The organism is Sphingomonas sp. OV641 (assembly GCF_900109205.1).
Lineage (GTDB): Bacteria > Pseudomonadota > Alphaproteobacteria > Sphingomonadales > Sphingomonadaceae > Sphingomonas.
Genome location: NZ_FNZB01000003.1, coordinates 359022 through 377229, shown reverse-complemented (window position 1 = coordinate 377229; position 18208 = coordinate 359022). Strand labels below are relative to the sequence as shown.

The window sequence follows — 18208 nt, the reverse complement described above, 5'->3', positions numbered from 1 at the left end:
TGCAACACAGATTAAGGTCGATCGGTTCCACGCAAAAGGAAGATTGCGTGCTCCGCAAGGAAATTGGCCGCCGCTGATCGGGTCTGCTTGTCCCCTGAGAGAAACCAAGCGCCCTCCACTGCGATGCCCCGATCGCGCAGATGCGCGCGGAAATCGTCCACCGTCAGATGGTGAATGTTCGGGGTGTCGTACCAGCGTTCCGGCAGCAGGCGGGTCACCGGCATCCGCCCGCCCCACAACAGCGACAGGCGCACGCGCCAGTGCGCAAAGTTCGGAAAGCTGACAAACGCCCGTCGCCCGATCCGCAGCAGATGATCGAGCACCGCATCCGGCGCGCGGCACGTCTGCAGCGTCTGGCTGAGGATCGCATAATCGAAGCTGCGGTCGGGATAATCGGCCAGATCCGTATCCGCGTCCCCCTGGATCACGCTCAGCCCGCGCCCGACCGCGCCAGCCACGTTGCGCGGATCCAGCTCCAGCCCGCGCGCGTCCGCCTGCTTGCTGTCCCGCAGCGCCGCCATCAGCGCGCCGTCGCCGCAACCGACGTCAAGCACCCGGCTCCCGACCGCGACGTGATTGGCGATAATGGCCAGATCAGCCCTCAGCGTCATGCTGCCGTTCCCATGAAGCCAGCTACCACCCGGTTCATTTCCGGGGAATCGAGCAGAAACGCGTCGTGGCCGTATGGGCTGGACAGCTCTACGAAGCTGACCGGTGCGCCAGCGGCGTTGAGCGCCTGCACGATGCTGCGCGATTCGCGGGTGGGGTAAAGCCAGTCCGTGTCGAAACTGATCAGAGCAAAGCGCGCGCGCGTCTGGCGGAACGCATTGGCTAGCAGCCCACCATGTTCCTCGGCCAGATCGAAATAGTCCATCGCCCGTGTGATGTAGAGGTAGGAATTGGCATCGAAGCGATCGACGAAAGCAATTCCCTGGTAGCGCAAATAGCTTTCAACCTGGAAATCCGCATCGAAGCCGAAGCTCTTCGCCTCCCGCGCCTGCAACCGGCGGCCGAACTTCTCGGTCAGCCCCGCCTCTGACAGATAGGTAATGTGCGCCGCCATCCGGGCGACTGCCAATCCAGCCGCCGGCACGTCATGGCCGTAATATTCGCCGCCGCGCCAGTTGGGATCAGCCATCACGGCCTGCCGCCCAACTTCATGGAAGGCGATATTCTGGGCCGAGTGCCGTGCCGCCGACGCGATCACCACCACCGCTTCGACGCGATCCGGAAAGGTCGCCGGCCAGCTCAGCGCCTGCATCCCGCCCATCGAACCGCCAATCACCGCCTTCAGCCGTTCGATGCCGAGGTGGTCGAGCAGCAGCGCCTGCGCGCGCACCATGTCGCGGATGGTGATGACGGGAAAGCTCATCCCGAACGGCGAACCAGTGGTCGGGTTCACCGTCGCCGGACCGGACGATCCCATGCAGCTGCCGATGACATTGGCACACACCACGAAGAACCTATCCGTGTCGACGGGGCGGCCCGGCCCCACCATCTGGGTCCACCAGCCCTGCTTGCCCGTCCGCGGATTGGCGCCCGCGACATGCTGGTCCATCGTCAGGGCGTGGCAGATCAGAACGGCGTTGCTGCGATCGGGCGCAAGCGTGCCATAGGTTTCATAGGCGATCTCGACCGGCGCAAGCCGCCCCCCGCCGTCTAGCGGCAGCGGGCCTGGCAGGATGACGTGGCGCTGGAGACCGAAACGCTGGTCGTCGGCGGACATAAAGCGCGCGCTAGCATTGTGCGGCGCACGGGGGAAGCGGTGCATCTGCGCCCCACCGTCCCGTTCGTTGGCTGGCCGGATTAGGCTGGCGCTGCATTGCACCGGGCCAGTGCCTGAAATCCGCGCCGTTGCCAACCCTTGCCGGCCCCCGCTATGCGCCCGCTCCATGACTGGACCCGTTCCCAAACCATGGATCATGGACATCGCCCCCTATGTGCCGGGGCGATCTACGACTGATGACGGCCGCAAGGTCGCCAAGCTGTCGTCCAACGAAAATCCGCTCGGCACCAGCCCGAAGGCGCGCGAGGCATTCGCCTCCGCTGCGATGAGCCTGGAACGGTATCCGGACGCCAGCGCCAACGAACTGCGCGAGGCGCTTGCCGCCAAGCACGGCCTTGATCCCGCCCGCATCATCTATGGCAATGGTTCGGACGAAGTTCTGCATCTCGCCGCCGGCGCCTTTGCCGGCCCGAGCGACGAGGCGATTTACGTGAATTATGGCTTCGCGGTCTATCCGATCGCAATCCGTCGCGTCGGGGCGACTCCGGTGATCGCGCCGGACCAAGATTATGCGACGGACGTCGACGCGATTCTGGCCGCGGTGACGGACCGGACGCGCATCGTCTTCGTCGCCAATCCGAACAACCCCACCGGCACCTATGTGCCGCGTGCCGAGATCGAGCGGCTGCACGCCGGGCTGCGCGACGACATCCTGCTGGTGCTCGATCACGCTTATGCCGAATATATCGACGGCGGCGACGATGACGGCGGCATGGCGCTGGCCACATCTGCCTCGAACGTGCTGGTCACCCGCACCTTCTCCAAGATGTACGGCTTGGCGGCGGAGCGGATCGGCTGGGGCTATGGCGCGCCGGCGATCATCGAGGCGATGCACCGCATCCGCCTGCCGTTCTCGATCACCATCGCCGGCACGGCGGCGGCCGTGGCCGCGCTGAGAGACACGGATTTCGTCGCCAGCACCGCTGCACACAATGCCAAGTGGCGCGCCTGGTTCTCCGAAGAAATCGCCAAGCTCGGCAATGCCGGCCTGCGCGCCATTCCAAGCCAGGCCAATTTCGTCCTGGTGGTGTTCGAAGGCGAGTTGACGGCTGAGGCGGCCTACAAGGGTCTGATGGACGCTGGCTATATCGTTCGCTGGCTTCCGGGGCAGGGTCTGCCGCAGGCCTTGCGCATCACCATCGGCACGGAGAGCGAGACGCGCGGGGTGATTACCGCGCTACGCAATATGGCGGGCGCAGCGTAACGAAGTCTGGCGAACGACGTCAAACAGCGTCACCGCGGCCTTGTGCCGCGGTCCACCGTTCCGCAAACTCGCTGGCCAACACGCACGCGGTAAGGTGAATGCCGGGACAGGCCCGGCATGACGACGAAGCGGGTAAACGGAGATTCGAAGTGCTTCCCTTTGCCCGCGTCACCATCATCGGCCTCGGCCTGATCGGCTCCTCCGTCGCGCGCGCGGTGCGGCAGCATATGCCGACGGTGCGCCTCACCGGGTACGATGCAGATCCGGATGTCCGCGCCCGCGCCGACGCGCTGGGGATCGTGGACGATGTGACCGACACGCTCGGCGCCGCAGTTACCGACGCGGAACTGGTGATCCTCTGCGTGCCGGTCGGCGCGATGGGCGAGGTCGCAGTTGAGATGGCTGCCGATCTGCCGGTGGAGGCGATCGTTAGCGACGTCGGCAGCTGCAAGGCCGAGGTCGTTCGCGCGCTTACCGCCGCCCTGCCCGGCACCGCAATCGTCCCGGCACACCCTGTCGCCGGCACGGAGCAAAGCGGCCCGGAGGCCGGTTTCGCCAGCCTGTTCCATGGCCGCTGGTGCATCGTCACGCCGCTGGCGGATGGCGATCCAATCGCTACCGAACGGGTCGCGGAGTTCTGGCGGCGTCTGGGGAGCATGGTGGAGATCATGGCGCCCGATCACCACGATCGCGTGCTGGCCGTGACGAGCCACCTCCCCCACCTGATCGCCTATACCATCGTCGGCACGGCGAATGACCTGGCCGAGGTGACGCAATCGGAAGTGATCAAGTTTTCCGCCGGCGGCTTCCGTGATTTCACCCGCATCGCCGCGTCGGATCCGACCATGTGGCGCGACGTCTTCCTGGCCAACAAGGAAGCGGTGCTGGAGATGCTTCAGCGCTTCAGCGAGGATCTGTCGCATTTGCAGCGGGCGATCCGATGGGACGATGGCGACACCCTCTTCGACCTGTTCTCCCGCACGCGCACGATCCGCCGATCGATCGTCGATCAGGGGCAGGATGATGCCGCGGCCGACTTCGGCCGCAAGCACGAATGAGCGAGCGTCCTGCCGGCCGGCGCGGCGATCACGGATTCGTCAGCGCGCCGGGTCCCGCTCCAGCGCGTTGATTGCCTCCCACACCCGCCGCTCCGCTTCCCGGCGCGGCAGGCCCGGCGGGATCACCTCGCCGATGCGCATCGTCACTACGCCCGGCCGCTTGGCGCCCCTCTTCGGCAGTAATCGCCCGCTATCCAGCGCAATCGGAACGACAGGCAGGTCCAGCGCCTTGTAGAGTCCGGCAAATCCTGATCGCAGCGGCGGCGTTTCGCCAGGCGGCACGCGCGTACCTTCGGGATAGACGATCACCGATCGCCCCTTGGCTCTCAGCGCCGCCCCTTCGGTCATCAACCGGCGCAGCGCCTTTGCCGATGCCTCGCGGTCCACCGCCATGGATCCGTATAGGCGCGTCGCCCAGCCCCACACCGGAATGCGCGCGAGCTCGCGCTTCAGCACCATCGCCGGGCCGCCCAGGATCAGCTGCAGCTCGGTCGTCTCGTACATCGCCTGGTGCTTGGCGGCGAAAAGAAACTGCCCTTCCGGCACGCTCCCCTCGATGCGCGTGGTGATGCCCAGAATGTGCTTCGCCGCCCAGCGCTGATAGCGTGCCCAGCGATGCGCATGGTGGATCACCACCCGCTCGCCAAAGAGCGCAGCCGGCGCGATGCCAAGGACAATCGGCACCGATCCAGCGTAGAAGACGATCTGATACACGATCGTCCGCAGCCAGTTCATCATCAGCCAATCCCTGCCCACAATGCGATCCGGCGCAGGATCAGCTTGTTATATTCGTTCACCAAGCGCCCCAGTCGCTGTTCCGCCGGCACGCCATCACGCAGGATGCGAACATCGGCATCCAGGGCCGCCCCCACTTCCATGCGGGCCCGCGCCATATGCCAGTCCGATGTGACCAGCCGGACGGACTTATAGCCATGTTCGCGCATCCAGCGCCCGGTCTCCTCGGCATTGGAGCGGGTATCCACCGCTTCGCGTCCCAGATCGACACAGCAGGCGATCGCCGCCGCATGGCCGTTCGCTGCGGCAAGATCCACCTTGCGCAGGCCGGTCGCCACGCCGGTGACCAGCATCCGTTTGGCACTTCTCGCCTCGATCAGCGCCAGCCCGCGCGGGATACGCCCAGGTCCCCCGGTCGGCACGACAATGGCGTCGGTCTTCAGCTGCGGGTCGGCCGGCTGAGCCAGCGTCAGCATGAAGGCGGCAAAGCCCAGGCTCCACGCCACTGCGGCCAGCCCGATCAGCCGCGCGATCACAATACGGACTCCAGCGCACGGGTGATGGTGAAGCGCGCGGCCAGCGCCGCCAGCAGAACGAACGCGATAGGCAGCAAAGCAAGCGCCGCCCAGCCCGACGCCCCGAGGCTGGCCTGCCCCAGCAGTTGCGAGCCAAGCTCCGCCGCCTGCGCGCTCACCAGCAACAGCATGGCAATCGCCGCAAGGCTGCCGATCGCCGCCCCGACGCCCGCGTCGCGCGCGATGCGGCGCTGGAACAGCCGCGCCACCTGCACATCGGTCGAGCCGAGCATGTGCATGACTTCGATCGTATGGCGATGCGCGTCCAGTCCGGCACGCGCCGCCAGCACCACGACCGCCGCTGTCGCAGTCGCCAACAGGATCACCAGAACCAGCGCGATCAGCACGACCAGGTCGAGGAAATCGGCCACCGGCGCCATCCACGCCTCCTGCGCGTCGACGCGCGCGGCGGGCGCCACCCGGGTCAACGCAGTCCGAACCCGCGGAAGGGCGGCGGCGCTCTCGCTCGCCAGCTCCAAGTCGATCATGGCCGGAACGGGGAGGTCGGGGTCGGCGCTGTCGTCCCCCAGCCAGGGGCGAAGCAGCGCGGCAAGCTCCTCCGGATCGACTGGTTCCGCGCGCCGCACTTCGGGAAGGGCGCGCAGCGTGGAAAGGGCGCGTGCCGCCTCTGCCTCCTGGCGGGCCGGATCACTCGCCACCACCTGCACGGTCGCCCGGCCGACCAACTGGCCTTCCAGGGTATGAGCGGCATTGCGCGTCGCCAGCCCCAGCGCGGCGCCGAGCACCGTCAGGAACAGCATGATGGCGATGATCCACACCATCGCCCGCACGCCGCGCGCCTCGTCCAGCACGCGCCGGGTGCGCTCCGCCCGGGCCGTCGTCACGGGGTTCATACCGGCTCCCGCGCGGGCGGGTGGCGCAGCGTGCCCGTGGGATCCTGCAGCTTCCCCTTCACCAGTCGCATCATCTGCGCGCCCGACACCCGCTGCATCAATTGGATGTCGTGCGTCGCCACGACAACCGTGGTGCCCAGACGATTGAGCGAATCGAACAGCAGCAGCAGGCGATCCGCCATCTCCGGATCGACGTTGCCCGTCGGCTCGTCCGCCACCAGCATCTCCGGGCGCGCGATCACCGCCCGGGCGATCGCGACGCGCTGCTGCTCGCCGCCCGACAGCGTTTCGGGCTTGGCGTCCGCCTGATCGTGCAGCCCGACCCAGGCGAGCATCTCGCTCACCGGCTCCGCAATCTCCGCCTCCGGCATTCCCGCGATGCGCAGCGGCAGTGCCACATTGTCCGCCGCCGACAGGTGCGGAACTAGGCGAAAGTCCTGAAAAACCACCCCGATCCGCCGGCGGAAGCCCGGCAGGCGGCTGCGCGGCATGGTCACGGCGTCCTCGCCGAACAGGCGGATGATACCCCGGCTGGGGCGCTGCGACAGGTACAGCAGGCGCAGCAGGGATGTTTTCCCCGCGCCGCTCGCTCCCGTCAGGAAATAGAATGATCCCGGCGCCAGCGCGAAGCTGATGTCGGACAGCGTTTCCGGCTCGTTGCCGTAGCGCAGCCCCACATTCTCGAACTGCACGATATTCGCCATTTCGGCGCCGTTCGTCCTTTACACACTGATGCCCCGCACGTGCCATCGCACGATGCGCCTCGATGCTTCAACCTCCGCTTGCATGGAGCGCAAGGGCCGTGTTTAGATTCGCGATGGCTTCAGCCCTCCTGTTCACCCGCCGGTAGCGTCGCGCGATGATCCTCGAATGTCCCGAATGCCGCACCCGATACCTGGTGCCCGATACCGCGATTGGTGCGGAGGGGCGCACGGTTCGCTGTGCGAACTGTCGCCACAGCTGGCATCAGGAGCCTGACGCCCGTGCGGCGGAGGCAATCGCGGCAGCGCCGGCGCAGGAGCCACAGCCTCCGTCGGTGATCGTGAGCGCGGGTGAACAGGCCGCGGCACCTGATCTGCCCGCGCAGACAGCCGTCGCCGCATCAGATCCAGCCGGCTCCGCTGCGACACAGCCGCTGCCGCCGTTTCCCGGCATGGCACCCGCCAGCGCTGCAATCGCGGCGTGGCCAAGCCCGCCCGCTTCATCCACCACGGTGGAGAACGGCGAAAAGCCGCGCCGCAAGCGTCCCCTTGTCAATCCCGCGCGACGCTGGACGGTAGCCGCGGTGCTTGCCGCGTTGCTGATGCTGGTGGCGGTCGGCGCCATCCTGTGGACCAGTGCGCCCGGCCTTGCCACCCAGCTCGGCCTGTCGTTTGGGCCGCAGGAATCGCCACTCCGGCTGATCGACAATCCGATCGAACGGCGCGAGATCAGCAACGGCAGCGAACTGTTCGCGGTCAGCGGCAAGGTGTTGAACCCGTCCAACGATCGTCAGCGCGTTCCGGACATCCGCGCCGATCTGCGCGACGCCCAGAATCGCATCGTCTTCACCTGGACGATCATTCCGCAGCAGCGCACGCTTGCGCCGAAAAGCGCGATCGATTTCAACTCGGCGAAGCTGGATGTTCCCGCCAGTTCGAAGAAGCTGGAGCTCAGCTTCGTCGGAGAGGATGGCGACTGAGCGATCGCTCACCGCTGCCGGCGATCGAGGGACTATGCGGCAGCTGAACGGAAAAGATTGCGTCCAGACGCAATCTTTTCGCCCGGAACCGGCAAAGCCCATTGCCAGCCCCCGGAACCCTTGCTAGGGGCGCGCTCCTGCCAGCCGCCGGCCCAGCCCGGCGGACATCACGTGCGGTCGTGGCGGAATTGGTAGACGCGCAACGTTGAGGTCGTTGTGTCCGAAAGGACGTGGAAGTTCGAGTCTTCTCGACCGCACCATTGATGAACGGCGGGGGCTACCAACGCTCTTCGGAGCGCCCCTCCCGTTCCCCTGCCGGCCTGCCATGACCCAGCTTTTCCGCACTGCGGCCCTTTACCAGTTCACCCGTTTTGACGATCCCGCCGCGCTGCGTGGTTCGATCGAGGCGCTGTGCCGCTCCCATGGCGTGCAGGGCACCCTGCTGCTGGCGCACGAGGGCCTGAACGGCACTATCGCCGGTCCGCCGAGGGGCATCGACGTCGTGATCGCGCACCTGCGCACCCTGCCCGGCTGCGCGGCGCTTGAGGTCAAATATGCCTGGGCCTCAGCGGAGCCGTTCCATCGGCTGAAAATCCGCCTGAAGCGCGAGATCGTGACGATGGGCCAGCCTGGCCTCGATCCGCTCAGCGATGCCGGCACCTATGTCGCGCCGGAGGATTGGAACGCGCTGATCGCGCAGCCCGACACGGTGCTGATCGACACGCGCAACGATTACGAGGTCGCCATCGGCACCTTCCCCGGCGCGATCGATCCGGCGACAAAGAGCTTTCGAGACTTTCCCGACTGGTTCCGCGCCAACCGCGATCGGCTGCTGGCCGAAGGCAAGAAGGTCGCGATGTTCTGCACCGGCGGCATCCGCTGTGAGAAGTCGACGGCTTTTCTGAAGGCCGAGGGTGTGGAAGAGGTCTATCATCTCCAGGGCGGCATCCTGAACTATCTGGAGAAGGTGCCCGCCGCGGAAAGCCGCTGGAGCGGCGAATGCTTCGTCTTCGACGAGCGCGTTGCGGTCACCCCCGATCTCCAGCCGGGCAGCCATGTCCTGTGCCGTGCCTGTCGCCGGCCGGTAGGGCCGGAGGATCGCGCCTCGCCGCTATACGAGGAGGGCGTGAGCTGCCCGGCCTGTCACGCTGATCTCAACGACGAGAAGCGCGCTCGCCTTGCCGAGCGTCACCGCCAGGAGGCGCTGGCCAAGGCTCGCGGCACGCGCCACGTCGGCGCCAGGATGGATGCTGACTGACCGTTCGGCGCTTTCGCTACGGTGCGGTCATTCGGCCGCCCAGCGGACAACGGCGTCGTCATCCTCAGGCTCGTCATGAAAGCGCGAATCGCTCGGAAACATCGCCTCAAGCCGGCGGCGCGCCCGCTCCGCCTCGCCGATGCGCCCTTCCAGCCGCAGTTCGGCGATCTGCAACAATCCCCGCTGGATGCGGATCTCATTGGCCATGTCGGCCATTCGCTCGCCTACAGCGGTGATGAATTCCGGCGAGAAGCCGGCCGGGTTTGACGACGGACGCAAATCCGTGACCGGATAATCATATCGGGTGATCCCGAACCGCTCGCCGACCCATGCGATGTCTTCGCGGGTCTCGTCGAAAATCTGGCGGCGCGTCGCGTCCGAAAGGTCGAAACGCTGGCCCCTGATCCCTGTAAAGGCGCCAAGCTCGGCGCCACTGCGCGCGCCGCTCCGCTTGCCCTCCACGAAGAACGGGCGGCGCGTGTTCAGTTCGGCCATCATCATGGCCGCTTCCCAACTCAGCGACTCATTTCGCGCGGCGACCTCCTGCGACAGCGCCGCGGCGGCACTCTCCAGCCCAAGGCGGGTCAAGAACGCCGCACCCATGCCCGCCGGATCGGCAGTCAGCTCCTCAAACGCCAGAATCTGGTGCTGTCCCGGGCCAAGCACCTCCTCCCAGCGCTGAAAGGTGCGTTGCAAGCGCATCGCCCTTGGTTGGGCAAGCAAGGTGTCAACGTCGCCCTCGCGCTTGAACCGCTGCTGCGTGTAGCTGACTGCCCAGTCGACCGGGTCGCGCACCACAGCGACCAGCTGATAGCTGTCGACATATTGGTCCAGCCATTCCTTGATCTGCTTCATCACGGGCGGTTTCAACCCGTACATCAGCTCGGTCGACAGGATCAGCGTATGCCAGTCGCGTCCGCGAAGCTGCTCCTGCACCGCGGCAAACTGCTTGGCCGAGATGGGTGACGTGCCGGAGGGTACAGTGCGCTTTCGCGCACGAATGTAATCTTGCGCACGCCCGCGAAAGAGCGCCAGCAAGGTCGCGCTGTGGTCGCGGCCAGTGCCGGGATAAAGGAGGCCGAAACGCGCCAAAGCTGACCGGTTGTGGCTCAGCGACGCCTGAATCGCGCTGGTTCCTGTCTTGGGCGGTCCGATGTGAAGGATCGCACGCCGAGTCATCTACCCTCCACCGCCGGTCTAATCGTCTAGCGGTGGCGCAAGGCAGCGCGCGATGCAACGCCCTCTTAGCTTCGAAATGGCGGCGTTTTCGGTACTTAGCGTGGGTAGACGCCCGGCGCGGGCCGAAATCAGGCTGCGCGCCGCGCGAATTCCTTGTTGATACCCAGCGCGCCCAGCGTGCAGATCGCGCCCGACAGCAGATACAGCCCGACCGACCACAGGCCGAAGCGGCTGGCGAGGAACAGCGCCACCAGCGGCGCGAAGCCTGCACCGATCACCCAGGCGGCATTGGCGACGATCGCGGCACCGGTGTAGCGGCTCTCCGGCGGGAAGTTGCTGTTCACCGCGCCAGAGGATTGGCCAAATGCCAGACCCAGCAGCACGAAACCGCCCAGCATGTAGATCGCCTCACCCACTTCGCCGGCGCCCAGCAGGCGCGGCGCGAAGCCGCTATAGACCGCGATCAGCGCCGCCGAGACGCCCAGCACCGCACGCCGCCCCACACGGTCGGCGATCACGCCCGAGGCCAGGATGGCGAGCAGACCGATCACTGCGCCCAGCGCCTCGATGCCGAGGAACCGTACCGGCTCCTCCTGCGCATAGAGCGTGACCCAGGACAGCGGGAACACGGTGACGAGATGGAACAGCGCGAAGCTGGCGAGCGGCGCGAACGCGCCCAATACGATGGTGCGACGCTCGCGGAACATCGTCGCAAATGCCGGCGAGGGCTGAAGCTCCCGGCTCTCGAAGAGGCGTTCGAACTCCGGCGTTGCGACGAGTCGCAGCCGCGCAAACAGCGCCACGACGTTGATCGCCAGCACCACGAAGAACGGATAGCGCCAGCCCCAGCTCAGAAAGTCCTGCGGCGTCAGGATCGCGAGGAAATAGGCGAACAGGCACGAAGCCACTAGCAGGCCCAGGGGCGCGCCGAGCTGCGGGATCATGGCGTACCAGCCACGCTTTTCCTCCGGCGCGTTGAGCGATAGCAGCGACGGCAGCCCGTCCCACGCGCCCCCCAGCGCCACGCCCTGCCCGATGCGGAACAGCGCAAGCAGCAGTGCCGACAGCGTGCCCACCTGAGCGTAGCTCGGCAGCAATGCGACCGCCATGGTCGATCCGCCCAGCAGGAACAATGCGATGGTCAGCTTGGTGCCACGGCCATGAACCCGGTCAACCCACATGAACAGCAAGGTGCCGAACGGCCGCGCGAGGAACGCCAAGGCGAAGATCGCAAACGAATACAGCGTCCCCGTCACGGCATCGACATAGGGAAACACCACCTTGGGAAACACCAGCACGGAGGCGAGCGCATAGACGAAGAAGTCGAAGAACTCGCTCGTGCGACCGATGATCACGCCGATCGCGATTTCACCAGGGGCGATTTCCTTATGGCGGGCATTTACCAGCCGTGCGTCGCGCTCAAGGGCGGTCGAGTCCGCCGTGCTGGTCGATGCAGTCATTCGTCATGCTCCCGCGGCGATCCGCCGTGCAATAATGGTTGGCCCGCGTCGGGGTTCATTACTACACTCCTGTGCCGGAGGTGCGCTAGTGACGGGATTGGACAAATTGTCCAATGTAGCGCCTCGCGGACTCGGCCTAGGAGCGTTTCATATGCCCGACCATCCCGCCCCGCTGGCACGGCTTGCCCGTGCGGCATCGATTCCGCTCCTGCTGTTTGTCGCCGGTTGCCAGGGCGCCGTGCTCGACCCGGCTGGCGACGTCGCACTGCAGCAACGCAACCTGATCTATGCATCGGTCGGGTTGATGCTGCTCATCATCGTGCCGGTGATGATCCTGACTGTCGTGTTCGCCTGGCGTTATCGCGCGGGCAACAAGGACGCGACCTATGATCCGCATTTTGATCACTCGACGTCGCTTGAACTCGTCATCTGGTCGGCACCGCTCCTGATCATCATCGCGCTGGGCGCGCTCACCTGGTCCAGCACCCACCTCCTTGATCCCTTCCGTCCGCTGAACCGCATTTCGGCGACCAAAGCGGTTGATCCGCGCGAGAAGCCGCTGCTGGTTCAGGTAGTCTCGCTCGATTGGAAGTGGCTGTTCATCTATCCCGAGCTGGGCATCGCCACGGTGAACGAGCTTGCACTGCCGGTCGACCGGCAGGTCCGCTTCGACATGACGTCCAGCAACATGATGAACACCTTCTACGCGCCCACGCTCGCCGGCATGGTCTATACGATGCCCGGTATGCGCAGCACGCTTCACGCGGTGCTGAACCGGCCGGGCGAGTTCGAGGGCATGTCCGCCAATTATTCGGGCGCAGGCTTCTCCTACATGCGCTTCCGCCTGCGCGGGCTCGACGACGCAAGCTTCGCGCGCTGGGTTGGCGAGGTGAAGGGCCGCGGTCAGTCGCTCGATACCGCCAACTACCTGAAGCTCGAAAAGCCGAGCGAGCAGGTGCCGGTCATGCACTTCGCCAATGTGGAGCCGACCTTGTTCCAGCGCGCCTATGAACGTTGCGTCACCCCCGGCACGCCGTGCATGAGCGAGATCATGGCGCGTGACCATGCGGCGGGCGGCGGCGGCGATCCGCATCCGATGAAGGCTGGCGAGGGCATGCCGGCCGGCCGCCAGACCCTGCCGCGCGAGAAGCCGGAGGGCGGGCTGATGAAGGACACGGACGAAATCACGCCCGTGCCGCACAATTCCAAGCCGCGCCAGCCGGGTGCGCCAGGCGCTACTGACCCTGATTCGCCCCGCAATCGCGACCTTTCGTTCCTCTCTCTGCCAGCCATGCCGGGCCATGCCCGCGCGGTGCGCGGCTGAGCCGCCGGAGCCTTCCGATGTTCAACGAAACCGTTCTGAAGACGATCTTCGGTCGCCTCAGTTTCGAATCCTTCCCGATCCATGAGCCGATCCTGATCGCGACCTTTATCGGCGTGGTGGTGATCGGCCTCGGCATCGTCGGTGCCGTCACCAAATACCGGCTCTGGGGCTACCTGTGGACCGAATGGTTCACCAGCGTGGACCACAAGAAGATCGGCATCATGTATATCATCCTGGGCATCATCATGCTCCTGCGCGGCTTTGCCGATGCGATCATGATGCGCGCCCAGCAGGCCGTCTCCTTCGGTGCGAACGAAGGGTATCTGAACGCACACCATTATGATCAGATCTTCACCGCGCACGGGACGATCATGATCTTCTTCGTCGCGATCCCGCTGGTCGTGGGCATCATCAATTATGTGATGCCGCTTCAGATCGGCGCGCGCGACGTGGCCTTTCCCTTTCTCAACAACTTCAGCTTCTGGCTCACGGTGGCTGGTGCCGCGCTGGTCATGGTGTCGCTGTTCGTGGGTGAGTTCAGCCGTGGCGGCTGGCTCAACTACGTGCCCGTCACCAACCTGCAGAACAGCCCCGATACCGGGCCTGATTATTACCTGTGGGCGCTTCAGATCGCCGGCATCGGCACCACCCTGTCGGGCATCAACATGGTTGTCACGGTCATCAAGATGCGCGCGCCGGGCATGACCATGATGAAGCTGCCGGTGTTCTGTTGGACGGCGCTGTGCAGCAACGTGCTCGTCATTGCCATCTTCCCGGTCCTCACCGCCGCCTTCGCGATGCTGATGCTGGATCGCTACGTCGGCACCAACTTCTTCACCAATGATCTCGGCGGCAACCCGATGATGTATTGGAATCTGGTCTGGATCTGGGGTCACCCGGAAGTGTACGTGCTGGTTCTCCCGGTGTTCGGCATCTACTCGGAGATCACCTCGACCTTCACCGGCAAGCGGCTGTTCGGCTATTCCTCGATGGTCTATGCCACGGTCGTCATCACGATCCTGAGCTACCTGGTTTGGCTCCACCACTTCTTCACCATGGGATCGGGCGCCAGCGTCAACAGCTTCTTCGGCATCGCCACGATGGTCATCTCCATCCCGACGGGTGCGAAGATTTTCAACTGGCTGTTCACCATGTACCGCGGCCGCATCCGCTTCGAGCTGCCGATGCAGTGGGTCGTTGCCTTCATGCTCACTTTCGTGGTGGGCGGCATGACGGGCGTGATGCTTGCGATCCCGCCGGCCGATTTCGTGCTGCACAACTCGCTGTTCCTCGTCGCGCACTTCCACAACGTGATCATCGGTGGCGTCGTGTTCGGCCTGTTTGCCGCAATCGATTATTGGTGGCCCAAGGCCTTCGGCTTCAAGCTCGATCCGTTCTGGGGCCGAGTTCACTTCTGGGGCTGGGTGATCGGCTATTGGGTCGCCTGGACGCCGATGTACGTTGCCGGTCTGATGGGCGTCACGCGTCGTCTGCGTCACTTGGACGATGCGACGCTCCAGCCGTTGTTCATCATTGCCGCGATCGGCGTGGCGATCATCGCGGTAGGTATTGCCGGCTTCGTCATCCAGATCGGCGTCAGCATCATGAACCGCGACAAGCTGCGCGTCGGCAACGATCCGTGGAACGGCCGGACGCTGGAATGGGCGACCAGCTCGCCCCCGCCGGCGTACAATTTCGCCTTCACGCCCGTCGTGCACGATCTGGATGCGTGGCACGACATGAAGGAGCGTGGTTCCAAGGCACCGGACAGCGGCTTCATGCCGATCCACATGCCGCGCAACACCGGCGCGGGCGTGATCCTGTCGGCGCTGGCCGCCGTGCTCGGCTTCGCGATGGTGTGGTACATGTGGTGGCTGGCCGCCGCGAGCTTCGTCGCCATGATCGGTTATGGCATCGCCCACACGTTCAACTACAACCGCGATTACCACATCCCGGCCGAGGAAGTGGCCGCGACCGAACGCAAGCACGCGCTGGCGGGAGCCTGACATGACGACTCTTTCTCCCACCGCGGACGAAGCGAACCGCACGGCCGGGGCGGATGCCGCCCCGCCCGTCTTCTACCAGACGGAGGCTGATCACCACGATCACAGCTCCGGCGGGACGATGCTGGGCTTCTGGATCTACCTGATGAGCGACGCGCTCATCTTCGCGACCCTCTTCGCCACCTATGGCGTGCTCAGCACCAGCTATGCCGGCGGCCCCGCCCCGGCTCAGATCTTCGATCTGTCGCTGGTCGCGCTGAACACGGCGATGCTGCTGATCTCCTCGATCACCTGCGGCATGGCGATGATCGCGATGGAGCAAGGCAACGTCCGTGGCACTCAGCTCTGGCTCGCCATCACCGGCCTGTTCGGCGCCGCCTTCATCGGCATCGAACTCTATGAGTTTGCGGAGCTGATCCACGAAGGCGCTACGCCGATGCGCAGCGCCTTCCTGTCCGGCTTCTTCACCCTGGTCGGAACCCACGGCCTGCACGTGTTCAGCGGCCTGATCTGGATCCTCGTCATGCTGGTCCAGCTCGGACAGCGCGGCCTGATCATGGAGAATCGCCGCCGCCTGATGTGCCTCAGCATGTTCTGGCACCTGCTGGATGTCGTCTGGATCGGCGTCTTCACCTTTGTCTATCTGCTCGGAGTCCTGCGATGAGCGCTCCCCACGCCCACGCCGATACGCACGGCCACGGTCATGCCGACGATCACCATCATGCGCCGGCGCCCGACGGCGGCCACGGCCATGGCTCCCGCCGCGGTTATGTGATCGGCTTTCTCCTGTCGGCGGTGCTGACGGCGGTGCCCTTCTGGCTGGTCATGACGGGCGCGCTCGCCAGCGTGCAGGCAACGGCCATCATCGTCGTCGCGCTCGCCTTCGTGCAGATCGTCGTCCACACCTTCTTCTTCCTGCACCTCAACCCGCGGGCGGAGGGTGGCTGGACGCTGCTCGCCTTTATCTTCACGGTCATCATCATTGCGATCGTGATCGCGGGATCGCTGTGGATCATGTTCCACCTCAACAGCAACATGATGCCCATGGACGGCATGGGCATGTGATGAGACGTTTCGCGTTTGCCGGCGTCTGCCTGACGCTGGCGGCGCTCTTCACGGCTCTCGGGTTCTGGCAGGTCGATCGGCGCGCCTGGAAACTCGATCTGATCGACAAGGTGGAGATGCGGGTCCACGCCGCCCCGTCTCCCCTTCCCCCACCGTCCGAATGGCACGGTGATCTGGCGTATCGGCGCGTGCGCCTCACCGGGCGCTTCCTCCACGATCGCGAAACCTTGGTGCAGGCCGTGACCGTCCATGGGCCCGGCTGGTGGGTATTGACACCGCTGCGTCTGACCGACCCGGCACTGGCCTCCCGTCCCGCCCCCGGCCACCCGCTGATCCTCGTCAATCGAGGCTTCGTGCCCGACACACGCCGTGATCCCGCCATGCGGTCGGCCGCGCAGCGGGACGAGCGCGTCACCATCACTGGGCTCATCCGCGCCTCGGAACCGGGCGGCGCCTTTCTCCGCAGCAACGACTCCGACGCCAACCGCTGGTTCTCCCGCGATGTGGCGGCCATTGCGCGGGCGCGCGACCTCGGCCCGATCGTGCCCTTCTTCATCGATGCAGACGCCGCGCCCAATCCCGGTGGCTATCCGATTGGCGGCCTGACGGTGATCGCCTTTCGCAACAATCACCTGTCCTACGCCATCACCTGGTTCGCGCTGGCGCTGCTCAGCATTGGTGGCGCGATGATGGTGTTCCGTGCCCGTGGCAGGGGACGATGATGGATTCGCCCCTTCTCGCGCTCACACGACGATCCGCCGCGCAGGCCGGCTCCTCGCGCGATTCCACCGCTGCCGAAAACATGCGTCAGCTGCTGCAGCTGCGCTGGATGGCGGTGGCGGGACAGCTGATCACCATCCTGGTGGTGCATTTCCTGCTGGGCGTGAAACTGCCGCTATTCCCGATGATGGTGGTGGTAGCGCTTCAGGCGTTCGCCAACATCATCAGCTTCGTGCTGCTGAGCCGGGATCGCGTCACCAACGTAGAACTGATGCTGGGGCTGCTGTTCGACGTCGGTTCCTTGACCGCGCAACTGTCGCTCAGCGGCGGCGCCACCAATCCGTTCGTGTCGCTTTACCTGATCCAGGTGGTGCTTGGCGCGATCCTGCTTGAAAGCTGGTCGGTGTGGGTGCTCGTGGTCCTGACCACCGTTTGTTATGCCGGTCTCGCGGCGGATAGTCGCCCGCTCGCCTATCCGCCGAATATTGAGCCGCTCATCGGCGACCTTAACGCGCTCGGCGCTTGGCTCAGCTTCGTGCTCAGCGGCACTCTCCTTGCCATGTTCGTCACGCGCATCAGCCGCAATCTGCGTGCCCGTGACGCCTTCCTCGCCGATCTGCGGCAACGCGCGGCGGAGGAGGACGGCATCGTGCGCATCGGCCTGTTCGCCAGCGGGGCGGCGCACGAACTCGGCACCCCACTCGCCTCGCTCGCCGTGATCCTCAGCGACTGGCGCCGCCTGCCAAAGATCGCTCAGGATCCCGAACTCGCCGGTGAGCTGGCGGAAATGCAGGCGGAGGTGGAACGCTGCAAGGCGATCGTGACCGACATTCTCCATTCCGCCGGCGAGCCGCGCGGCGAAGCGATGCAGAGCGTCGGCGCACGCGCCTTCCTCCGCGATATCGTGGAGGAATGGCGCACCACATTGGCCAGCGGCCCGCTGACCGTCGATCTACAGGGCCTTGGTGATGCGGCGGTGGTGGCCGGTCCGTCATTGCGGCAGGCAGTGTGGAACCTGCTCGACAATGCCGCGGAGGCATCCCCCGGTGGCGCGGCGCTGGTCGCCACCTGCGATGCCGACGAATTGACCATAAAGGTGATCGATGAAGGCCGCGGCTTCACGGAAAGTGAACTCGCCGGCGTCGGCAAGCTTTACCATTCCGGCAAGGGCGCGGGCCACGGCGTCGGCCTTTTCCTGGCCAGCAACGTCGCGCGTCGGCTGGGCGGTCGGCTGGCGGCGATGAACCGGCCGGAGGGCGGCGCCGACGTGCGGCTCGTCCTCCCCCTTGCGAAATCCAGGCGCTAG

Annotated in this window: 18 protein-coding genes and 1 tRNA gene; 11 read left to right on the top strand and 8 right to left on the bottom strand. The window is 65.6% G+C overall.

Annotation, left to right across the window (positions count from 1 at the left end):
• Positions 1–11: 11 nt before the first annotated feature.
• Together metW and BMX36_RS15720 are read right to left on the bottom strand one after the other, a co-directional pair.
• Positions 12–611, bottom strand: coding sequence for a methionine biosynthesis protein MetW (metW, locus tag BMX36_RS15725; RefSeq protein ID WP_066781584.1), 600 nt, complete (start codon positions 609–611; stop codon positions 12–14).
• Complete coding sequence (locus BMX36_RS15720) at positions 608–1726, bottom strand: homoserine O-acetyltransferase MetX (RefSeq protein ID WP_066781586.1); 1119 nt, start codon at positions 1724–1726, stop codon at positions 608–610. The genes metW and BMX36_RS15720 overlap by 4 nt, the downstream gene beginning before the upstream one ends.
• Before the next feature lie 166 nt (positions 1727–1892).
• Between BMX36_RS15720 and hisC the strand changes: the two genes are divergently transcribed.
• Together hisC and BMX36_RS15710 are read left to right on the top strand one after the other, a co-directional pair.
• Complete coding sequence (gene hisC, locus BMX36_RS15715) at positions 1893–2990, top strand: histidinol-phosphate transaminase (protein WP_093066873.1); 1098 nt, start codon at positions 1893–1895, stop codon at positions 2988–2990.
• 149 nt (positions 2991–3139) lie between these two features.
• Positions 3140–4048: a prephenate/arogenate dehydrogenase family protein gene (locus BMX36_RS15710; RefSeq protein ID WP_093066871.1), complete on the top strand. Its 909-nt coding sequence runs from the start codon at positions 3140–3142 to the stop codon at positions 4046–4048.
• 39 nt (positions 4049–4087) lie between these two features.
• Here the strand turns inward: BMX36_RS15710 and BMX36_RS15705 are convergent, their stop codons facing one another.
• Genes BMX36_RS15705 through ftsE form a run of 4 tightly spaced genes read right to left on the bottom strand, consistent with a single transcriptional unit; the run spans position 4088 to position 6916 of the window.
• The gene (locus tag BMX36_RS15705; RefSeq protein WP_331710421.1) at positions 4088–4786 is read right to left on the bottom strand and encodes a lysophospholipid acyltransferase family protein; all 699 of its coding nucleotides are present in this window, start codon (positions 4784–4786) and stop codon (positions 4088–4090) included.
• Positions 4786–5319 (bottom strand): YdcF family protein, encoded by a 534-nt coding sequence (locus BMX36_RS15700; protein ID WP_066781592.1) that lies wholly within the window; start codon positions 5317–5319, stop codon positions 4786–4788. Before BMX36_RS15700 ends, BMX36_RS15705 begins: the two co-directional genes overlap by 1 nt.
• Complete coding sequence (locus BMX36_RS15695; protein ID WP_093066869.1) at positions 5316–6212, bottom strand: cell division protein FtsX; 897 nt, start codon at positions 6210–6212, stop codon at positions 5316–5318. Before BMX36_RS15695 ends, BMX36_RS15700 begins: the two co-directional genes overlap by 4 nt.
• A complete protein-coding gene (ftsE, locus tag BMX36_RS15690) occupies positions 6209–6916 on the bottom strand; it encodes a cell division ATP-binding protein FtsE (RefSeq protein ID WP_066781597.1) in 708 nt (235 codons plus the stop codon). The genes BMX36_RS15695 and ftsE overlap by 4 nt, the downstream gene beginning before the upstream one ends.
• A gap of 155 nt (positions 6917–7071) precedes the next feature.
• On the opposite strand from ftsE, the gene BMX36_RS15685 reads away from it, so the two are divergent.
• From BMX36_RS15685 to BMX36_RS15675, 3 genes are all read left to right on the top strand, one after another.
• Positions 7072–7893: a zinc-ribbon domain-containing protein gene (locus BMX36_RS15685; protein WP_093066867.1), complete on the top strand. Its 822-nt coding sequence runs from the start codon at positions 7072–7074 to the stop codon at positions 7891–7893.
• Positions 7894–8066: 173 nt separating this feature from the next.
• A tRNA-Leu gene (locus BMX36_RS15680) sits at positions 8067–8153 on the top strand.
• Between the two features lie 65 nt (positions 8154–8218).
• Entirely contained in the window at positions 8219–9151 is a 933-nt protein-coding gene (locus BMX36_RS15675; RefSeq protein ID WP_093066865.1) for an oxygen-dependent tRNA uridine(34) hydroxylase TrhO, read from the top strand.
• A gap of 27 nt (positions 9152–9178) precedes the next feature.
• Here the strand turns inward: BMX36_RS15675 and BMX36_RS15670 are convergent, their stop codons facing one another.
• Entirely contained in the window at positions 9179–10330 is a 1152-nt protein-coding gene (locus BMX36_RS15670) for a hypothetical protein (RefSeq protein WP_093066863.1), read from the bottom strand.
• Positions 10331–10458: 128 nt separating this feature from the next.
• Entirely contained in the window at positions 10459–11790 is a 1332-nt protein-coding gene (locus BMX36_RS15665; protein WP_066781602.1) for an MFS transporter, read from the bottom strand.
• Positions 11791–11941: 151 nt separating this feature from the next.
• On the opposite strand from BMX36_RS15665, the gene cyoA reads away from it, so the two are divergent.
• From cyoA to BMX36_RS15635, 6 genes are read left to right on the top strand one after another with little or no spacing between them, the layout of a single operon-like run.
• A complete protein-coding gene (gene cyoA, locus BMX36_RS15660; RefSeq protein ID WP_093066861.1) occupies positions 11942–13114 on the top strand; it encodes a ubiquinol oxidase subunit II in 1173 nt (390 codons plus the stop codon).
• Positions 13115–13131: 17 nt separating this feature from the next.
• Entirely contained in the window at positions 13132–15120 is a 1989-nt protein-coding gene (gene cyoB / locus BMX36_RS15655) for a cytochrome o ubiquinol oxidase subunit I (protein ID WP_093066859.1), read from the top strand.
• Position 15121: 1 nt separating this feature from the next.
• Complete coding sequence (gene cyoC, locus BMX36_RS15650) at positions 15122–15781, top strand: cytochrome o ubiquinol oxidase subunit III (RefSeq protein WP_093066857.1); 660 nt, start codon at positions 15122–15124, stop codon at positions 15779–15781.
• Positions 15778–16182 carry a cytochrome o ubiquinol oxidase subunit IV gene (gene cyoD / locus BMX36_RS15645; protein ID WP_093066855.1) on the top strand — a complete coding sequence of 135 codons (405 nt, stop codon included), beginning with the start codon at positions 15778–15780 and terminating at the stop codon, positions 16180–16182. The genes cyoC and cyoD overlap by 4 nt, the downstream gene beginning before the upstream one ends.
• Positions 16182–16904 (top strand): SURF1 family protein, encoded by a 723-nt coding sequence (locus tag BMX36_RS15640; protein WP_093066853.1) that lies wholly within the window; start codon positions 16182–16184, stop codon positions 16902–16904. Before cyoD ends, BMX36_RS15640 begins: the two co-directional genes overlap by 1 nt.
• Positions 16904–18208, top strand: coding sequence for an ATP-binding protein (locus BMX36_RS15635; RefSeq protein ID WP_093066851.1), 1305 nt, complete (start codon positions 16904–16906; stop codon positions 18206–18208). The genes BMX36_RS15640 and BMX36_RS15635 overlap by 1 nt, the downstream gene beginning before the upstream one ends.

Excerpts from the sequence above, each read along its gene's own strand:
- cyoA (WP_093066861.1), top strand. The coding sequence starts at position 11,942 with ATGCCCGACCATCCCGCCCCGCTGGCACGGCTTGCCCGTGCGGCATCG.
- metW (WP_066781584.1), bottom strand. The coding sequence starts at position 611 with ATGACGCTGAGGGCTGATCTGGCCATTATCGCCAATCACGTCGCGGTC.
- hisC (WP_093066873.1), top strand. The coding sequence starts at position 1,893 with ATGACTGGACCCGTTCCCAAACCATGGATCATGGACATCGCCCCCTAT.
- cyoB (WP_093066859.1), top strand. The coding sequence starts at position 13,132 with ATGTTCAACGAAACCGTTCTGAAGACGATCTTCGGTCGCCTCAGTTTC.
- ftsE (WP_066781597.1), bottom strand. The coding sequence starts at position 6,916 with ATGGCGAATATCGTGCAGTTCGAGAATGTGGGGCTGCGCTACGGCAAC.
- BMX36_RS15675 (WP_093066865.1), top strand. The coding sequence starts at position 8,219 with ATGACCCAGCTTTTCCGCACTGCGGCCCTTTACCAGTTCACCCGTTTT.
- BMX36_RS15695 (WP_093066869.1), bottom strand. The coding sequence starts at position 6,212 with ATGAACCCCGTGACGACGGCCCGGGCGGAGCGCACCCGGCGCGTGCTG.
- BMX36_RS15720 (WP_066781586.1), bottom strand. The coding sequence starts at position 1,726 with ATGTCCGCCGACGACCAGCGTTTCGGTCTCCAGCGCCACGTCATCCTG.
- BMX36_RS15670 (WP_093066863.1), bottom strand. The coding sequence starts at position 10,330 with ATGACTCGGCGTGCGATCCTTCACATCGGACCGCCCAAGACAGGAACC.
- cyoC (WP_093066857.1), top strand. The coding sequence starts at position 15,122 with ATGACGACTCTTTCTCCCACCGCGGACGAAGCGAACCGCACGGCCGGG.
- BMX36_RS15685 (WP_093066867.1), top strand. The coding sequence starts at position 7,072 with ATGATCCTCGAATGTCCCGAATGCCGCACCCGATACCTGGTGCCCGAT.
- BMX36_RS15635 (WP_093066851.1), top strand. The coding sequence starts at position 16,904 with ATGGATTCGCCCCTTCTCGCGCTCACACGACGATCCGCCGCGCAGGCC.
- cyoD (WP_093066855.1), top strand. The coding sequence starts at position 15,778 with ATGAGCGCTCCCCACGCCCACGCCGATACGCACGGCCACGGTCATGCC.
- BMX36_RS15705 (WP_331710421.1), bottom strand. The coding sequence starts at position 4,786 with ATGATGAACTGGCTGCGGACGATCGTGTATCAGATCGTCTTCTACGCT.
- BMX36_RS15665 (WP_066781602.1), bottom strand. The coding sequence starts at position 11,790 with ATGACTGCATCGACCAGCACGGCGGACTCGACCGCCCTTGAGCGCGAC.
- BMX36_RS15640 (WP_093066853.1), top strand. The coding sequence starts at position 16,182 with ATGAGACGTTTCGCGTTTGCCGGCGTCTGCCTGACGCTGGCGGCGCTC.